Source organism: Novosphingobium mississippiense (assembly GCF_044029535.1).
GTDB lineage: Bacteria > Pseudomonadota > Alphaproteobacteria > Sphingomonadales > Sphingomonadaceae > Novosphingobium.
This window is the reverse complement of the sequence record NZ_CP147001.1, coordinates 1,450,893-1,465,522: the sequence shown is the minus strand read 5'-3', so window position 1 is coordinate 1,465,522 and position 14,630 is coordinate 1,450,893. Positions and strand designations below refer to the sequence as shown.

Here is a 14,630-nt window from a genome sequence, read left to right as displayed (position 1 = left end):
GGTCAGGCCGGCGTCAGTTCGGACAGCCAGGGCGCGAGGTCCTGCTTGGCGCGTTCGGTATAGGCTTCCTTGCGCTGCTTCTTCTTCACGTCGTGCAGCGGCGGGAAGAGGCCGAAGTTGACGTTCATCGGCTGATAGTTCTCCGCCTCGGCATCGCCGGTGATGTGCGAGAGCAGGGCGCCCAGCGCGGTCGTGCGCGGCGGCGCCTGCCATTCACGGCCGGCCAGTTCGGTTGCCGTCATCAGGCCGGCCATCAGGCCGACTGCCGCGCTTTCGACGTAGCCTTCGCAGCCGGTGATCTGCCCGGCAAAGCGCACATGCGGCGCCGTCTTCAGGCGAAGCTGACGATCGAGCAGGACCGGCGAATTGAGGAAGGTGTTGCGATGGAGCCCGCCCAGACGGGCGAATTCCGCCTTCTCAAGCCCCGGGATCGTGCGGAACAGGCGCACCTGCTCGGCGTGCTTCAGCTTGGTCTGGAAGCCGACCATGTTCCACAAGGTCCCCAGCTTGTTGTCCTGCCGAAGCTGGACCACCGCATAGGCCCAACGACCATTGGGGTGCTCAGGCGTGGCCCAGTGCGGGTTGTCCAGGCCAACCGGCTTCATCGGCCCGAAGCGCAGCGTTTCCACCCCGCGTTCCGCCATCACTTCGATCGGCATGCAGCCGTCGAAATAGGGCGTGTTGGCTTCCCATTCCTTGAAGGCGGTCTTTTCACCCTCGACCAGACCTTGATGGAAGGCCAGGTACTGCTCCTTGTTCATCGGGCAGTTGATGTAGTCCTTGGTCTCGCCCTTGTCCCAGCGCGAGGCCATCCAGCACACGTCCATGTCGATCGTTTCGCGATAGACGATAGGGGCGATGGCATCGAAGAAGGCCAGACTGTCCGCGCTGGTCGCGGCGCCGATGCTATGGGCCAGCGCCTCGGCGGTAAGCGGACCGGTGGCGACGATCGTCGTGCCGGCCTGCGGCAGCGTGTCGATCCGCTCGCGCACCACGTCGAGGTTGGGCAGGGCGGCAAGCCGCGCTTCCACTTCGGCCGAGAACACGTCGCGATCGACGGCCAGAGCGGAGCCGGCGGGAACTTCCGCCTTGGCCGCTGCCGACATGATCAGCGAATCGCAGCGGCGCATCTCCTGATGCAGCAGGCCGACGGCGTTCTTTTCATGGTCGTCGGAACGGAAGGAGTTCGAGCAGACCAGTTCGGCAAGGCCATCGCCCTGATGTGCCGGGCTTCTTTCGCCCGTGCCGCGCATTTCCGAAAGGCGCACCTTGAAGCCGCGGCGGGCGAGCTGCCAGGCGGCTTCGCTACCGGCAAGGCCGCCGCCGATGATATGGACGTCGTATGTCATGGCGGTTGCGCCTAGACCTTTGCGTCGCAATGGGGAAGGGTGAGCAGAAGGGGAATTCCGACGCCGCATCGCGAGGATGGCTTATCGCGCGCTTGCGCCAGCCTGCCTTGAACTGACAGCAGCCGTATAGCCCGGAACCTTTTCTTTTTTGGGGGGGGCGGGCGGGAAATGGGGCCGGTCAGGCCGGAAAGATCAGGGTGCCGTCGTCACGACGAGTGACCGGGCCGTGCGCGACCACGGCGGACAGCGGCAGATCGGCATAGACATGCGGAAACAGTGCGCCGCCGCGTGAAACTTCCCACTTCACCGCATCGCCAAGCATCTCGAGGTCGACAGCCGCAAGCGCCAGACCGGTCTGACCGGCAAAATGCTTTTCCAGCGTTTCCTGCGCCTGCAGCGCGGTCGACATGTGGATGTAGCCGTCGGCCTTGTCGATCGGCGCCCCGGTAAACACGCCGTCGGCGAGCAACTGCTGGAGTTGCTCGCCGGTCAGGATCTTATACGCGATCGTGTCGCTCACGCTTCGTCGTCCGGAGTCTCGGGCGCTTCCGGTGCCGGAGCGTCGGCAGCGGGCGTTTCACCGCCTTCGATCGCCTCAGCCGCCTCTTCCTCATCGGCTTCGTCGAGGCGGACGGCGCTTACCACATGTTCGTCGCCCGAAACGTTGAACAGGCGGACGCCGGCCGAACCACGGCCGATCACGCGCAGGGAATCGAGCGGCAGGCGGATCAGCTTGGCCTGATCGGTCACCAGCATCAGCTGATCGGCACGCGTGGCCGGGAAGCTGGCGACGACCGGGCCGTTGCGGGCGATGTTGTCGATATTGGTGATGCCCTGACCGCCACGGCCCGTGCGACGGTACTCGTAGGCCGAGGACATCTTGCCGTAACCGTTGGCGCAGACCGTGAGGATGAACTGCTCCATCTCGGCCAGATACGTGTAACGCTCGGCATCGAGCGAAGGCTCGCCGTCCTTCTCGCCCTTCCACGGGGCAAAGCGCAGATAGGCTTCGCGCTCGTCCTGGTCCTTCACGCCGACGCGGTGGAGGATCGACAGCGAAATCACTTCGTCGTCTTCCTTCAGCGTCATCGCCTTCACACCGGTAGAGGTGCGGCTTGCGAATTCGCGGACGAGATCGCCGGCGAAGCGGATCGCCTTGCCCTGGCGGCTTGCCAGCAGCACATCGTCCTGGTGGCTGAGCAGCGCGACGCCGATCAGACGGTCAGCACTGTCCTCATCGAACTTCATCGCGAACTTGCCGTTCGACGGGATGTTCGCGAACGCGTCCATCGAGTTGCGGCGCACGTTGCCCTTGGCGGTCGCGAAGACAACCGAGAGCTTGCTCCACTCCTTCTCGTCCTCCGGCAGGGCGAGAACGGTCTGGATCGTCTCGTCCTTGTCCAGTGCGGGCAGAAGGTTGACGATCGGGCGGCCGCGCGTGGTCGGGCCGCCTTCGGGCAGCTTGTAGACCTTGAGGCGGTAGACCTTGCCGGCGGTGGAGAAGAACAGCACCGGGTTGTGGGTGGAGGTAACGAACATCGTCGTCACCACGTCCTCGTCCTTCGTCGCCATGCCGGCGCGGCCCTTGCCGCCACGGTTCTGGGCGCGGAAGGTCGAGAGCGGCGTGCGCTTGATATAGCCGTCCATGGTCACGGTAACGACCATGTCCTCACGCTCGATCAGGTCCTCATCCTCGATGCCTTCGGCGGCACCGGTAAGGTCGGACACACGCGGCGTGGCGTAGAGATCGCGCACGGCGACGAGTTCCCCGCGCATGACGCCGTAGAGCTTCACGCGGTCGGACAGGATCGAGAGGTATTCCTCGATCGCGGCCGCCAGTTCCTTCAGCTCATCGCCGATCTCGTCGCGGCCCAGCGCCGTAAGGCGGTGCAGGCGCAGATCGAGGATGGCCTTCACCTGGATCTCGGACAGGCGATAGACGCCGCCGGTTTCCTCGGCATTGGGCTCAATCGCCTCGACAAGGCGGATGTAGGGGGCGATGTCGCCGATCGGCCATTCACGGGTGAGCAGGCGGGCGCGCGCTTCGGCCGGGTTCGGCGCGCCGCGAATGATCTTCACCACTTCGTCGAGGTTCGAAACCGCGACGACCAGGCCGAGCAAGATGTGTGCCCGGTCACGCGCCTTGTTCAGTTCGAACTTGGTGCGGCGGGTGATGACCTCTTCACGGAACTGGATGAACGAGGCGAGGATATCGCGCAGGTTGAAGACTTCGGGGCGGCCGTTCTTGATGGCCAGCATGTTGGCCGCGAAGTTCGACTGCGCCGGCGTGTTGCGCCAGAGCTGGTTGAGCACGACTTCGGGCGTGGCATCGCGCTTCAGGTCGATGACCACGCGCATGCCTTCGCGGTTCGATTCGTCGCGGATGTCCGCAACGCCGTCGATACGCTTGTCCTTGGCGGCTTCGGCAATCTTCTCGACCAGGCCGGCCTTGCCGACCTGATAGGGGATCGAGGTGAGCACGATCGAACGGCGATCGCCACGGCCTTCCTCGATCTCATGGCGGCAGCGCATGATGATCGAGCCGCGGCCCGTCAGGTAGGCATTGCGTGCGCCACCCTGGCCGAGAATCAGCGGCGCGGTCGGGAAGTCCGGTCCCGGGATGATCTGGATCAGTTCCTCGATCGTCACGGCGGGGTTGTCGATCATGGCAAGGCAGCCATCGATCACTTCGCCCAAATTGTGCGGCGGAATGTTCGTGGCCATGCCGACGGCGATGCCGCCCGCGCCATTGACCAGAAGGTTCGGGAAACGCGCCGGCAGCACGGTCGGCTCGCTTTCGGAACCGTCGTAGTTGTCCGCAAAGTCGACCGTGGCCTTCTCGATATCGGCCAGCAGTTCGTTCGACACCTTGTCGAGACGCGCTTCGGTGTAACGCATGGCAGCCGGCGGATCGGGGTCCATCGAGCCGAAGTTGCCCTGGCCGTCGATCAGCGGCAGTCGCATCGACCACGGCTGCGTCATGCGCGCCAGTGCGTCGTAGATCGCGCTGTCGCCATGCGGGTGATACTTACCCATGACGTCACCGACGATGCGGCTGGACTTGCGGTACGGTCGTCCGGCGACGTAGCCCGCTTCATGGCAGCTATAGAGAATGCGGCGATGAACCGGCTTCAGGCCATCGCGCACGTCTGGCAGCGCGCGGCTCACGATCACGCTCATCGCGTAATCGAGATAGCTGGTCTTCATCTCATCGACGATGTCGATGCGGGTATATTCGCCTTCGGGCCCGGTGTGTTCGGGGCCGTTCTGCTCAGGAATGTCGGTGTCGTCGCTCACGCGCTGGATCGTTCGTTGCTGCGGGACAAGGGATGATGGACCGCCCTAGGGCATGCCGCGCGCGAAAGCCACTGGAACGGGGCCGAGGAGGGCGCTCAGCGTTCCTTTTTCCACACTTATGGCGACAATGCCGGAAGCACATGCGGTGGAAACCATCGGGGTTGCGACGAAACGCATTCAATCAGCGTTCAGTGGCGCACTTCTAATCCGGCTGTGAGGTTGCCAAGCGAACATTTCGACGCCAAACCGGCGCAGCGTTTTTTGCGGTGCCGCTGTTCGCGGCGCGACCGTATGTGTCTTGTTGAGGAGTTGGCCTTGATGGCTCGCAAGTTCCTGATTTCCCGTATCGCTCTTGCCGTGGCCCTGGGCGGCGGCATGGCAGTGGCCATGACCCCGGTTGCTTCCGCAAAGGAAGCCAAGCCGAAGTCCGATGCCAAGTACTCGGATGCCTTCATCAAGGCTGCCGGTCCGATCGAAAAGGCAATCAACGCCGCTACCAGCAGCCTCCCGCAGGGCGCCGGCGCAGAGGCGTTCCCGGCAGCCAAGTCGAGCATCGACACGGCGCTCGGCGGTAACGGCAAGGCCGCGATCGAGGCCGCCATGCCTTCGGCCACGACGCCCGACGACAAGCTGGCGATGGGCCAGTTCGCCCGCACCTACGGCGTGCTGTCGCAGGACACCGCCTTCAAGCAGCAGGGCGTGGTCATGATGATCCAGAGCGGCAAGCTCCCCGCCGCTTCGACCGGCGCCACCTACTTCGATGCCGGCGTCAATGCCTACAACCTGAAGGACTACGCCTCGGCAGCGACTTATCTGAAGCAGGCCAAGGACGCCGGCTACCACGATCCGCAGAACCAGCTCGACCTGATCCTGGCGGATTCGTACAAGCGCGGGGGCAACTCGGCCGCGGTGATGGACATGGCCAAGGCCGACATCGAATTTGCCAAGGCCAACGGCACCAAGCCCAGCGAAAGCTCGCTCCGCCAGGTTCTGCAGGAAACCTACAACGCCAAGCAGCTTGACGCTTCGGCCGACTACGCGGCGATGCTGGTGCAGAACTATCCCAGCGACAACGCCTGGAACATCTCGACCTCGATCGTGCGTCAGCTCGGTTCGTTCGAGAAGTCTGACAACCTCGATCTCATGCGCCTGATGTTCGCCACCGGCGCCATGAAGGACAAGCGCGACTACTACGAATACCTGGAGAACGCCGATCCGCGCGCCTATCCGGGCGAAGCGCTGAAGGTCATGGACCAGGGCCTTTCCAAGGGCCTTCTGACCCAGGCCGACGTGGGCGCGGATCGCGCTACCGCCGCAGGCCGCGTTGCTTCGGACAAGGCCTCGCTGCCGGCGACCGAGCGCGATGCCATGAAGCCCAGCGCGACTGCCGCGCAGGTCATGAGCGCGGCCGACGTGTTCCTGAGCTACGGCCAGTATGACAAGGCGGAAGCGCTGTTCAAGGCGGCGCTCGCCAAGCCGGGCGTCGATGCCAACAAGGCGAACCTGCGCCTCGGCATGTCGCAGGCCATGCAGGGCAAGTCCGCAGACGCGAAGACCACCCTTGCCAAGGTTACCGACAAGCGCTCGTCGATCGCCAAGCTCTGGGCGGCCTACGCCGCCACCAAGGGCGCACCGGCGGCCTGATCGGCCCTCTACTGCCAGAAAAAGGAAAGGGCGGCGGGATTACCCGCCGCCCTTTTCGTTTGCCTTGATGGTTTGGAGGAGATCAGGTGACCGGCGCGAACTGGCCGGTATCCTTGTCCATCAGGTGCAGCACGCCATCGGAAATTGCGAAGAAGGTGCCGCGCAGCGTCAGTTCGCCGGTCTTCACCTTGTGACGGACGCAGGGGAACGTCATCAAGTTCTCGATGCTGACGCGCACGGCAGCCTGTTCCATTTCGCGCTCGGCAGGGCGGCCGGTGGTGCCGAACTCGGCAGCGACGGGTGCGCGGGCTTCGTCCAGCATGGAAATCCAGTCGGCGATGAATCCGCCTTGGCCCGGCTCGGCGCCATGAAGCTCCTGCGTCAGCGCGGCCTTGCAGCCGCCGCACATGCCGTGGCCCATGACCACGATTTCCTTCACCTTCAGCACCTGCACCGCGAATTCCAGCGCGGCGGAAACGCCGTGATGCCCGGGCGATGTCTCGAACGGCGGGACGAGCGCGGCGACATTGCGGACGACGAAGATTTCGCCCGGATCGACATCGAATATCTGCGAAGGATCGACGCGACTGTCAGAGCAGGCGACGATCATCACTTCCGGCTGCTGACCTTCGCTCAGGCGCGCCCAGCGCTCGCGATGCGGGTTCCAGCCCGAGTCGCGAAAGCGGCGATAGCCGTCGATCAAGCCATTCAGCACGCGGTTTTCGGCTACGCCGGTTTCGGTGGAAGAATCGGTCATGGGGGCCTCCGTTGAAACGCACGCAACCCATAGACCGGATATTCGCACTGGCAAGCGGCAGCGCTTGCGACTATCTGGGCCCCATGAACGACCTCTCTTCCGTGCCGAGCCCCGAGCAGAAGCCCGAACGTCAGCGCAAGCCCGACTGGATCCGCGTGAAGGCGCCGACCAGCAAGGGTTATGGCGAAACGCGCCAGCTGATGCGCGACCTGAAGCTCAATACGGTCTGCGAAGAGGCAGCGTGCCCGAACATCGGCGAGTGCTGGACCAAAAAACACGCCACGGTGATGATTCTGGGTGATACCTGCACACGCGCCTGCGCGTTCTGCAACGTGAAGACCGGCATGCCCGGCCGCGTCGATCCGCTTGAGCCCGAACATGTGGCCGAACTGGCGGTGAAGACGGGCCTTGAGCACATCGTCATCACCTCGGTCGACCGGGACGACCTGCCGGACGGCGGTGCGAACCAGTTCGTGAAGGTGATCCAGGCCCTGCGCGCGGCAACGCCGAACACCACCATCGAAATCTTGACGCCCGACTTCCGCGGCAAGATGCGCCGTGCGGTGGAGGCGATCGTTGCCGCCGGTCCGGACGTGTACAACCACAACCTGGAAACCGTTCCCCGGCTCTACCCGACCATCCGCCCGGGCGCGCGCTACTACGCCTCGCTCCGCTTGCTGGAAGAGGTGAAGGCCCACAATCCGCTGATCTTCACCAAGTCCGGCGTGATGCTGGGCCTTGGCGAAGAGCGTCTGGAAGTCCACCAGGTGATGGACGACATGCGCTGTGCGGATATCGACTTCCTGACCATGGGCCAGTACCTGCGCCCGACGCCGAAGCATGCCGAGGTGAAAGAATTCGTCACCCCCAAGGCCTTCGACGCTTATGGCGCCATCGCCCGTGCGAAGGGTTTCCTTCAGGTCGCCTCCTCGCCGCTGACGCGTTCCAGCTATCACGCGGGCAAGGACTTCGCCGAAATGCGCGCCACGCGCGAGGCGAAGCTTGCCAAGGCCGCTCCGAAGGTCTGACCCGTGCCCGGCATTCATGAGACCCAACGGCTGCCCTACAGCGCCGAGCAGATGTTCGACCTCGTCGCCGACGTGGGCCGTTATCAGGAATTCCTGCCCTGGGTGATCGCCACCCGCGTCAAGTCGGACGACGGGCACGAGATGATCGCGGACATGCTGGTCGGCTTCAAGGCGCTGCGCGAGAAATTCACCTCACGCGTCGAGAAGGTGCGCCCGCGCGAGATCAAGGTGCACTATGTCGATGGCCCGATGAAGGACCTCGACAACCACTGGATCTTCCATCCGGTGGACGCGCATAGCTGCGATATCGAGTTCGACGTGCGCTTCAGCTTCCGCAACGTACTGTTCGAGAAGCTGGCCGGACAGTACTTCGACAAGGCCTTCCGCAAGATGGTCGCCGCGTTCGAGACGCGTGCGCACGAACTCTACGGCGAGCCGCAGGAAAGCTGAGTTTTCATGATTTGGAGCGGTCGCAACGAAGACCGCTCCACCTGGCCTTCAGGCCTTTTCGGGCAGCAGCAGCTCCAGTGCGATCAGCGCCGCCTGATGGCGGATTTCCGTGCGCCCCTTGCCGTCCAGCAGTTTTTGCTCGGCATCTTCCTCTTCCGCACCGCGCAGCGCCCGCGCGAATACGACGGTTCCCACCGGCTTGAACTCGCTGCCACCATCGGGGCCGGCAATGCCGCTGATCGCCACCGCCACATCCGCACGGCTATGCGCGATCGCGCCCTGTGCCATCGCCCATGCCGTGGCAGGCGAAACCGCGCCCAGCGTATCGATGATGTCGGGCGAGACGCCCAGCAGGTCCTGCTTGGCCTCGTTCGAATAGGTCACGAACCCGCGATCGAGCACGGCGGACGAGCCTGGCACTTCGGTCAGCGCAGCGCAGACCAAACCGCCGGTGCAGCTTTCCGCCACGGCGACCTTGCGCCCGATGGCCCTGTTCTCGACGATCACGCGCTCGGCAAGGTCGTAGAGGTCCTGCGGGAAGAGGAGGATGTTAGACATGTCAGTCCCTAAAAAGGTCAGGTTGGGCAGAGCGTCAGGCCGGCGATCTTGGCCTTGTCGGCCACGTCTGCAGGCGCGACGTCCTTGGCCTTCGCGGTCATCTCGACGATCAGCGCGATTAGCCCGGCCGTGTTCTCGGGCGGCAAGGGGGCGAGCAGGTCGACGGCAAGGTCGATCCGGTCGCAAGACTTGAGTGGAAGGTTCTGCGAAACCAGCCCCTCGACCGTGATATCGACCAGCGGACGCAGCGAATCGTCGGGCAGGTTGCGCGCGAACTTGGCCACGTCGCTGCTCTGTCCTTCGGAAAGCTTCAGGAATGCAGCCTTGGCTTCGGGCCAGGATCGGCCTTTCTGCGAGGCATAACGGTTAGCCAGTTCGGTGCCATGCGTCCGCAGATAGGAATCGGCCGGAAGCACTTGCTGGCAACGCTTGGCAGTGCCGGAAATCACTTGCGGCAGCGCATAAGTGAACAATGCCTGCGCCTCCGGCCGGGTGAGGCAGGCGGGTGCGGCCTGCGCCATTCCGGGAACGAGAGCCAGCAGGGCGGCGGCGAAAGTCAGTGTCTTGCGGTGAACGGTCATCGACTATTCCCTAGAGGCGGAGCAGGCTCACGGCCGCCTGCGCGGCTATGCCCTCGGCCCTTCCGGTGAAACCCAGCTTCTCGGTGGTGGTTGCCTTCACGCTGATAGCAGCCTGATCGGCGCACAGAATTTCGGCAAGCCGCGCCCGCATGGCTTCGCGGTGCGGGCCGATCTTGGGCGCTTCGCAGATGATCGTCACGTCGGCATTGGCCAGCATGTAGCCCGCCTTGGCGACGAGCGATCCGGCATGGGCCAGGAAACGGTTGGAAGCCGCGCCCTTCCACTGCGGATCGCTGGGCGGGAAGTGCTGGCCGATATCCCCCGCGCCGATTGCGCCCAGCAGGGCATCGACCAAGGCATGAATGGCCACGTCCGCATCGCTGTGCCCGGAAAGACCATGCGTATGGTCGATCTTCACCCCGCAGAGCCAAAGCTCCTCGCCTTCCTCAAGACGGTGGACGTCATAACCGGTGCCGACGCGGATCGGCGGGGCAGACGGTGCGAAGTCGGTGGCGAAAGTCAGCTTGTGCAAGGCTTCGTCTCCTTCGACGAGCGCGATTTCCAGGCCATTGGCCTGTGCCACCTGTGCGTTGTCACCGGCAAAGGCAGGGCCTTCCCAATCGCGGTGGGCGGCAAGGATATCGATGAAGCGAAAAGCCTGCGGGGTCTGCACGCGACGCAAGGCTTCGCGACGAGCAGGGGCGCCCATCACGTCGCCGCTGTCGCCAGGCTCGGCATGGGCCAGGCTGTCCACGACCGGCAATACCGGGATGGCGCCGGAATGACGATCCAGTGCGGCCACGAGACGGTCGATCACGGCGGCGGGAAGGAGAGGGCGGGCGGCATCATGAATCAGCACGAGGTCCGGTGCGGTCCCCGCCAGCACTTCCAGTCCGAGTCGGACCGATTCCTGACGAGTTGCGCCTCCCGTGGCGAGTTGAATGTCGGGAAGCTGGCCCAGCATCCCCCGAACCAGCGTATCGGCGCCTTCGGGAATGACGATGACGATCGGCGATACGCCCGCAGCGACCAGCGCGTCCACCGAGTGGCGCAGCACCGGCTTCCCGCGCCACAGGGCGAATTGCTTGGGCAGCGGCTGCCCGGCGCGAAGGCCCTGGCCTGCGGCGACCACGATCGCCGCCACCTTTTGCCCATGCCCGGTTCGCGGCTGCGAAATTGTCTGGTCGTGCGACATCGTGCCTGCCGGTAATCGCTTGCCGTCGAGAGGGCAATCCACTATGCGCTGCCTGTTTTTTAGGCATGTCGCGTTTTTCAGGCACGCGGCGTTTTTCAGGCAAATCTTTGAGCGCGCATATGAACGAACTTCCTACTCCTCCGGCCATGAAGCCGATCGAAGTTGGCCCCGTGCGGATCGACTGCCCGGTCGTGCTCGCGCCGATGACCGGGGTTTCGGACCTTCCGTTCCGGCGCATGGTGCGCAGCTTCGGCTCCGGCCTCAACGTCACCGAGATGATCGCCAGCCCCGCCGCCATCCGCGAGACGCGCGTTTCGCTCCAGAAGGCGATGTGGGATCCGGTGGAAGACCCGGTTTCGATGCAGCTTGTCGGCTGCGACCCGGAACAGATGGGCGAAGCGGCCAAGCTGGTGGAAGATCGCGGCGCCGCCATCATCGACATCAACATGGGCTGCCCGGTCCGCAAGGTGGTCAATGGCGATGCCGGCTCCGCCCTGATGCGCGACGTGCCGCTGGCCACGCGCCTGATCGAGGCGACGGTGAAGGCCGTGAAGGTTCCCGTCACCGTGAAGATGCGCATGGGCTGGTGCCATGACAGCCTGAACGCCCCCGAACTCGCGCGCATTGCAGAGGATCTGGGCGCGAAGATGATCACCGTCCACGGCCGCACCCGCAACCAGATGTACAAGGGTTCTGCCGACTGGGCCTTCGTGCGTGGCGTGAAGGACGCGGTTTCGATCCCCGTCATCGTCAACGGCGACATCTGCGGGATCGACGATGCCGCCAAGGCGCTGGAGCAGTCCGGCGCGGATGGCCTGATGATCGGGCGCGGCGCTTACGGCAAGCCCTGGGCACTGGCGCAAGTCATGCAGTGGTGGCGCGGCAACGGTCTGTTGGCCGAACCCGGCTTCGGCGCGCAGTACGAGATCATTCGCGAGCATTATGAAGAGATGCTCAGCCACTATGGCCGCGAGACCGGCGTGAAGATGGCCCGCAAGCACCTGGGCTGGTACGTGCGGGGCATTCGTGGTTCGGCGGAGTTCAGAAATCACGTGAACTTCATCGACGATCCCGATCGCGTGCTTGCCGAACTTGCCGAATTCTATGCACCGTTCCGCGACGAGCCGAGCGAAGCGAATACCCTGCAACGCCGGGCGGCATGACGGACACGCCGGTTGCCGCAAGGCCGGATATGGTCAGGCTCATGGCGAGCCTGCCACTTGCCGTTGTGGTGCTGGAACCGGGGCTGCGGATCGCCTCGCTCAATCCGGCGGCGGAGCAGTTCTTCGGCCAATCCTTGCGACGCCTGGCCGGGGGGCGGCTGAATGACGTCATGACGGTGCCGGACGCGCGGCTGCTGGAACGGCTTGCCGATTACGAGACGCCGGTGTCCGCCCGTGAAGTGACGGTTTCCATCCGTGGGCGCGGCGTGCGGCGGATCGACGTCAACGTCGCGCCGGTGGCCGATACCCCAGGCTGGCAGGTGCTGACCATCCACGACAACAGCGCGACCGACGCGCTGGGTGACGACTCCGGCAGCGCCGACAACGCCATGCTGCGCGGCCCGGAAATCATGGCGCACGAGATCAAGAACCCGCTCGCAGGCATACGCGGCGCCGCGCAGCTTCTGGCACGCAACGCCAGCGAGCGCGATCTTCCGCTGACCGAGCTGATCACTTCGGAAGTGGATCGCATCGCCAATCTTATCGAGCGCATGCAAAAGCTTTCGCGTCGAACCGCACCCCCGGTCGAGCCTTGCAACCTGCATGAAGCGGCACGACGCGCGATCGATGTCCTGTCGGTAGGACAGGACAAGTCGACAACCGCAGTGCGTATCGTCGAGGAGTTCGACCCCTCGCTCCCTGCCGTGCTCGGCAGCCCGGATGCGCTGGTACAGGTCATCATCAATCTGGTCGCCAATGCGCGAGAGGCTTGCCAGGCTGAGGGGGAACCGCGCGTCACCATCCGCACGCGCTTTGCCAGCGGCCTTCAGCTCCACACCACCGATTTGGGGGAGCCGGTGCGGCTTCCCGTCGAACTGCGCGTCACCGATAACGGCCCCGGCGTCGATACGGCGATGCGCGATCATATTTTCGAGCCCTTCGTCACCACCAAGAAGGCGGGGCAGGGGCTTGGCCTGCCGCTGGTGCGCAAGCTCGTTCGCGACATGAACGGGCGCATCACGCACGAGCGTGACGAGGAAGCAGGGCTTACGCATTTTCGCGTGCACCTGCCGCTCGCGCGCGAAACCCGCGGCCGGGTGAACAAGAGGAAGGTCGCATCATGAGTGTTCTGCTGGTCGAGGACGACCTCTCGATCGCCATCGTCATTACCGCGGCGCTGGAAGCGGAAGGCTTCGACGTCGTCCACTGCCAGACCATTGGCGAGCGAGACCGCCTGCTGGACGAGCACGGCTTCGACGCGCTGGTAACCGACGTGATGCTGCCTGATGGTGACGGAATCGAGACGATCGATCGCGTGCGCGACGCGCATCCGACGATGCCGATCATCATCCTCTCGGCCCAGAACACTCTCGATACCGCCGTGCGCGCCAGCGACACCGGCGCCTTCGAATATTTCCCGAAACCCTTCGATATCGACGAACTGGCGCGCACCGTCCGCCAGGCCGCCGGCGCGGGCAAGGAACTGGCCAGCCTGGGTGACGAGCCGCTGGGAGATGGCCTGCCTCTCGTCGGCCGCAGCCTTGCCATGCAGACGGTGTTCCGCATGATCACGCGGGTCCTGCGCAATGACCTGACCGTGCTGATCCTTGGCGAATCGGGCACGGGCAAGGAACTTGTGGCGGAGGCGATCCACAATCTGGGCCACCGGCGCAGCGGGCCGTTCATTGCCGTGAACACGGCCGCGATCCCCGCCGAGCTCATCGAAAGCGAATTGTTCGGGCACGAGAAGGGCGCATTTACCGGCGCCGTCGCACGGCATGTCGGCAAGTTCGAGCAGGCTTCCGGCGGCACGCTGTTTCTGGACGAAATCGGCGACATGCCGATGCAGGCGCAGACCCGTCTGCTGCGCGCGCTGCAATCCGGCACCGTGCGGCGTGTCGGCGGGCGCGAGGAAGTACGACTGGACGTACGCATCATCGCTGCGACCAACAAGGATCTGGAGCCCGAGATCGCTGCCGGACGCTTCCGCGAAGATCTCTATTACCGCCTGAACGTCGTGCCCATCAACATGCCGCCGCTGCGCGAGCGGCGCGACGATATCGACGTTCTGGCCCGACATTTCCTCCAGCTTGCGGCCGGAGAAGGGCTTCCCCGCCGTCAGCTGTCCTCGGAGGCAGCGCAATTGCTGGCCCGGCAGCCGTGGCGCGGCAACGTGCGCGAACTCAAGAACTTCATCTACCGACTGGCGCTGCTTGCGCGAGAAGACACGATCGATCCCGAAAGCGTGCAGGCTCTGCTGGCCCCGGAAGGCCCGATCGCCGTTGGCGTGCCCGCCCATGGCAATTGGGACGGTGAGGTCAGCATTGGCGGAATTGCCGACGCGGTGTCGCGATGGCTTGCCGCCGAACGTCCGGCAGCGGGCACGATCTATGAAGCAGCGGTGGCAGCGTTCGAAAGGCCGCTTTTCTCCGAAGTGCTGCGCGAGACCGGCGGCAACCAGCTTCGCGCGGCGCAGGCATTGGGCATTAATCGCAACACCTTGCGCAAGCGCCTCAGCGAGCTTGCGCTCGATCCTGAGGAATTCACTCGTCGTTCATGATTTACGCTTGATGTATTTACGCTTGCAAATCGGCAACACTGGCGTTGT

The 14,630-nt window shown here is 64.4% G+C and carries 13 protein-coding genes; 6 read left to right on the top strand and 7 right to left on the bottom strand.

Annotated elements, in window-relative coordinates:
- Positions 1 to 2 precede the first annotated feature (2 nt).
- The 3 genes from trmFO to gyrA form a co-directional block, all read right to left on the bottom strand.
- Positions 3 to 1,349, bottom strand: coding sequence for a methylenetetrahydrofolate--tRNA-(uracil(54)-C(5))-methyltransferase (FADH(2)-oxidizing) TrmFO (gene trmFO, locus WBP06_RS06880; protein WP_395333143.1), 1,347 nt, complete (start codon positions 1,347 to 1,349; stop codon positions 3 to 5).
- A 178-nt stretch (positions 1,350 to 1,527) separates the two neighbouring features.
- Positions 1,528 to 1,869: a DUF952 domain-containing protein gene (locus tag WBP06_RS06875; RefSeq protein WP_395333141.1), complete on the bottom strand. Its 342-nt coding sequence runs from the start codon at positions 1,867 to 1,869 to the stop codon at positions 1,528 to 1,530.
- On the bottom strand, positions 1,866 to 4,646 hold the full coding sequence (gyrA, locus tag WBP06_RS06870) for a DNA gyrase subunit A (RefSeq protein WP_395333139.1): 2,781 nt from the start codon (positions 4,644 to 4,646) through the stop codon (positions 1,866 to 1,868). Before gyrA ends, WBP06_RS06875 begins: the two co-directional genes overlap by 4 nt.
- 318 nt (positions 4,647 to 4,964) lie before the next feature.
- Between gyrA and WBP06_RS06865 the strand changes: the two genes are divergently transcribed.
- Positions 4,965 to 6,290, top strand: a complete 1,326-nt coding sequence (locus WBP06_RS06865) for a hypothetical protein (protein ID WP_395333137.1) — start codon at positions 4,965 to 4,967, stop codon at positions 6,288 to 6,290.
- An 82-nt stretch (positions 6,291 to 6,372) separates the two neighbouring features.
- Here WBP06_RS06865 and WBP06_RS06860 read toward each other — a convergent pair whose 3' ends face one another.
- Positions 6,373 to 7,047 carry a carbonic anhydrase gene (locus WBP06_RS06860; RefSeq protein ID WP_395333134.1) on the bottom strand — a complete coding sequence of 225 codons (675 nt, stop codon included), beginning with the start codon at positions 7,045 to 7,047 and terminating at the stop codon, positions 6,373 to 6,375.
- 83 nt (positions 7,048 to 7,130) lie between these two features.
- Here WBP06_RS06860 and lipA point away from each other — a divergent pair, with 83 nt between their 5' ends.
- Together lipA and WBP06_RS06850 are read left to right on the top strand one after the other, a co-directional pair.
- The gene (lipA, locus tag WBP06_RS06855) at positions 7,131 to 8,075 is read left to right on the top strand and encodes a lipoyl synthase (protein WP_395334069.1); all 945 of its coding nucleotides are present in this window, start codon (positions 7,131 to 7,133) and stop codon (positions 8,073 to 8,075) included.
- A gap of 3 nt (positions 8,076 to 8,078) precedes the next feature.
- Positions 8,079 to 8,525, top strand: coding sequence for a type II toxin-antitoxin system RatA family toxin (locus WBP06_RS06850; protein ID WP_395333132.1), 447 nt, complete (start codon positions 8,079 to 8,081; stop codon positions 8,523 to 8,525).
- A 48-nt stretch (positions 8,526 to 8,573) separates the two neighbouring features.
- Here the strand turns inward: WBP06_RS06850 and WBP06_RS06845 are convergent, their stop codons facing one another.
- Genes WBP06_RS06845 through WBP06_RS06835 form a run of 3 tightly spaced genes read right to left on the bottom strand, consistent with a single transcriptional unit; the run spans position 8,574 to position 10,859 of the window.
- A complete protein-coding gene (locus WBP06_RS06845) occupies positions 8,574 to 9,083 on the bottom strand; it encodes a CinA family protein (RefSeq protein ID WP_395333130.1) in 510 nt (169 codons plus the stop codon).
- Positions 9,084 to 9,100: 17 nt separating this feature from the next.
- On the bottom strand, positions 9,101 to 9,664 hold the full coding sequence (locus WBP06_RS06840; RefSeq protein WP_395333128.1) for a hypothetical protein: 564 nt from the start codon (positions 9,662 to 9,664) through the stop codon (positions 9,101 to 9,103).
- Between the two features lie 10 nt (positions 9,665 to 9,674).
- Positions 9,675 to 10,859, bottom strand: coding sequence for a bifunctional 2-C-methyl-D-erythritol 4-phosphate cytidylyltransferase/2-C-methyl-D-erythritol 2,4-cyclodiphosphate synthase (locus WBP06_RS06835; RefSeq protein WP_395334067.1), 1,185 nt, complete (start codon positions 10,857 to 10,859; stop codon positions 9,675 to 9,677).
- A gap of 119 nt (positions 10,860 to 10,978) precedes the next feature.
- On the opposite strand from WBP06_RS06835, the gene dusB reads away from it, so the two are divergent.
- From dusB to WBP06_RS06820, 3 genes are read left to right on the top strand one after another with little or no spacing between them, the layout of a single operon-like run.
- A complete protein-coding gene (gene dusB, locus WBP06_RS06830) occupies positions 10,979 to 12,022 on the top strand; it encodes a tRNA dihydrouridine synthase DusB (protein ID WP_395333126.1) in 1,044 nt (347 codons plus the stop codon).
- On the top strand, positions 12,019 to 13,146 hold the full coding sequence (locus tag WBP06_RS06825; RefSeq protein WP_395333124.1) for a nitrogen regulation protein NR(II): 1,128 nt from the start codon (positions 12,019 to 12,021) through the stop codon (positions 13,144 to 13,146). Before dusB ends, WBP06_RS06825 begins: the two co-directional genes overlap by 4 nt.
- Positions 13,143 to 14,582 (top strand): sigma-54-dependent transcriptional regulator, encoded by a 1,440-nt coding sequence (locus WBP06_RS06820; protein ID WP_395333122.1) that lies wholly within the window; start codon positions 13,143 to 13,145, stop codon positions 14,580 to 14,582. The genes WBP06_RS06825 and WBP06_RS06820 overlap by 4 nt, the downstream gene beginning before the upstream one ends.
- The last annotated feature ends 48 nt before the right edge of the window (positions 14,583 to 14,630 follow it).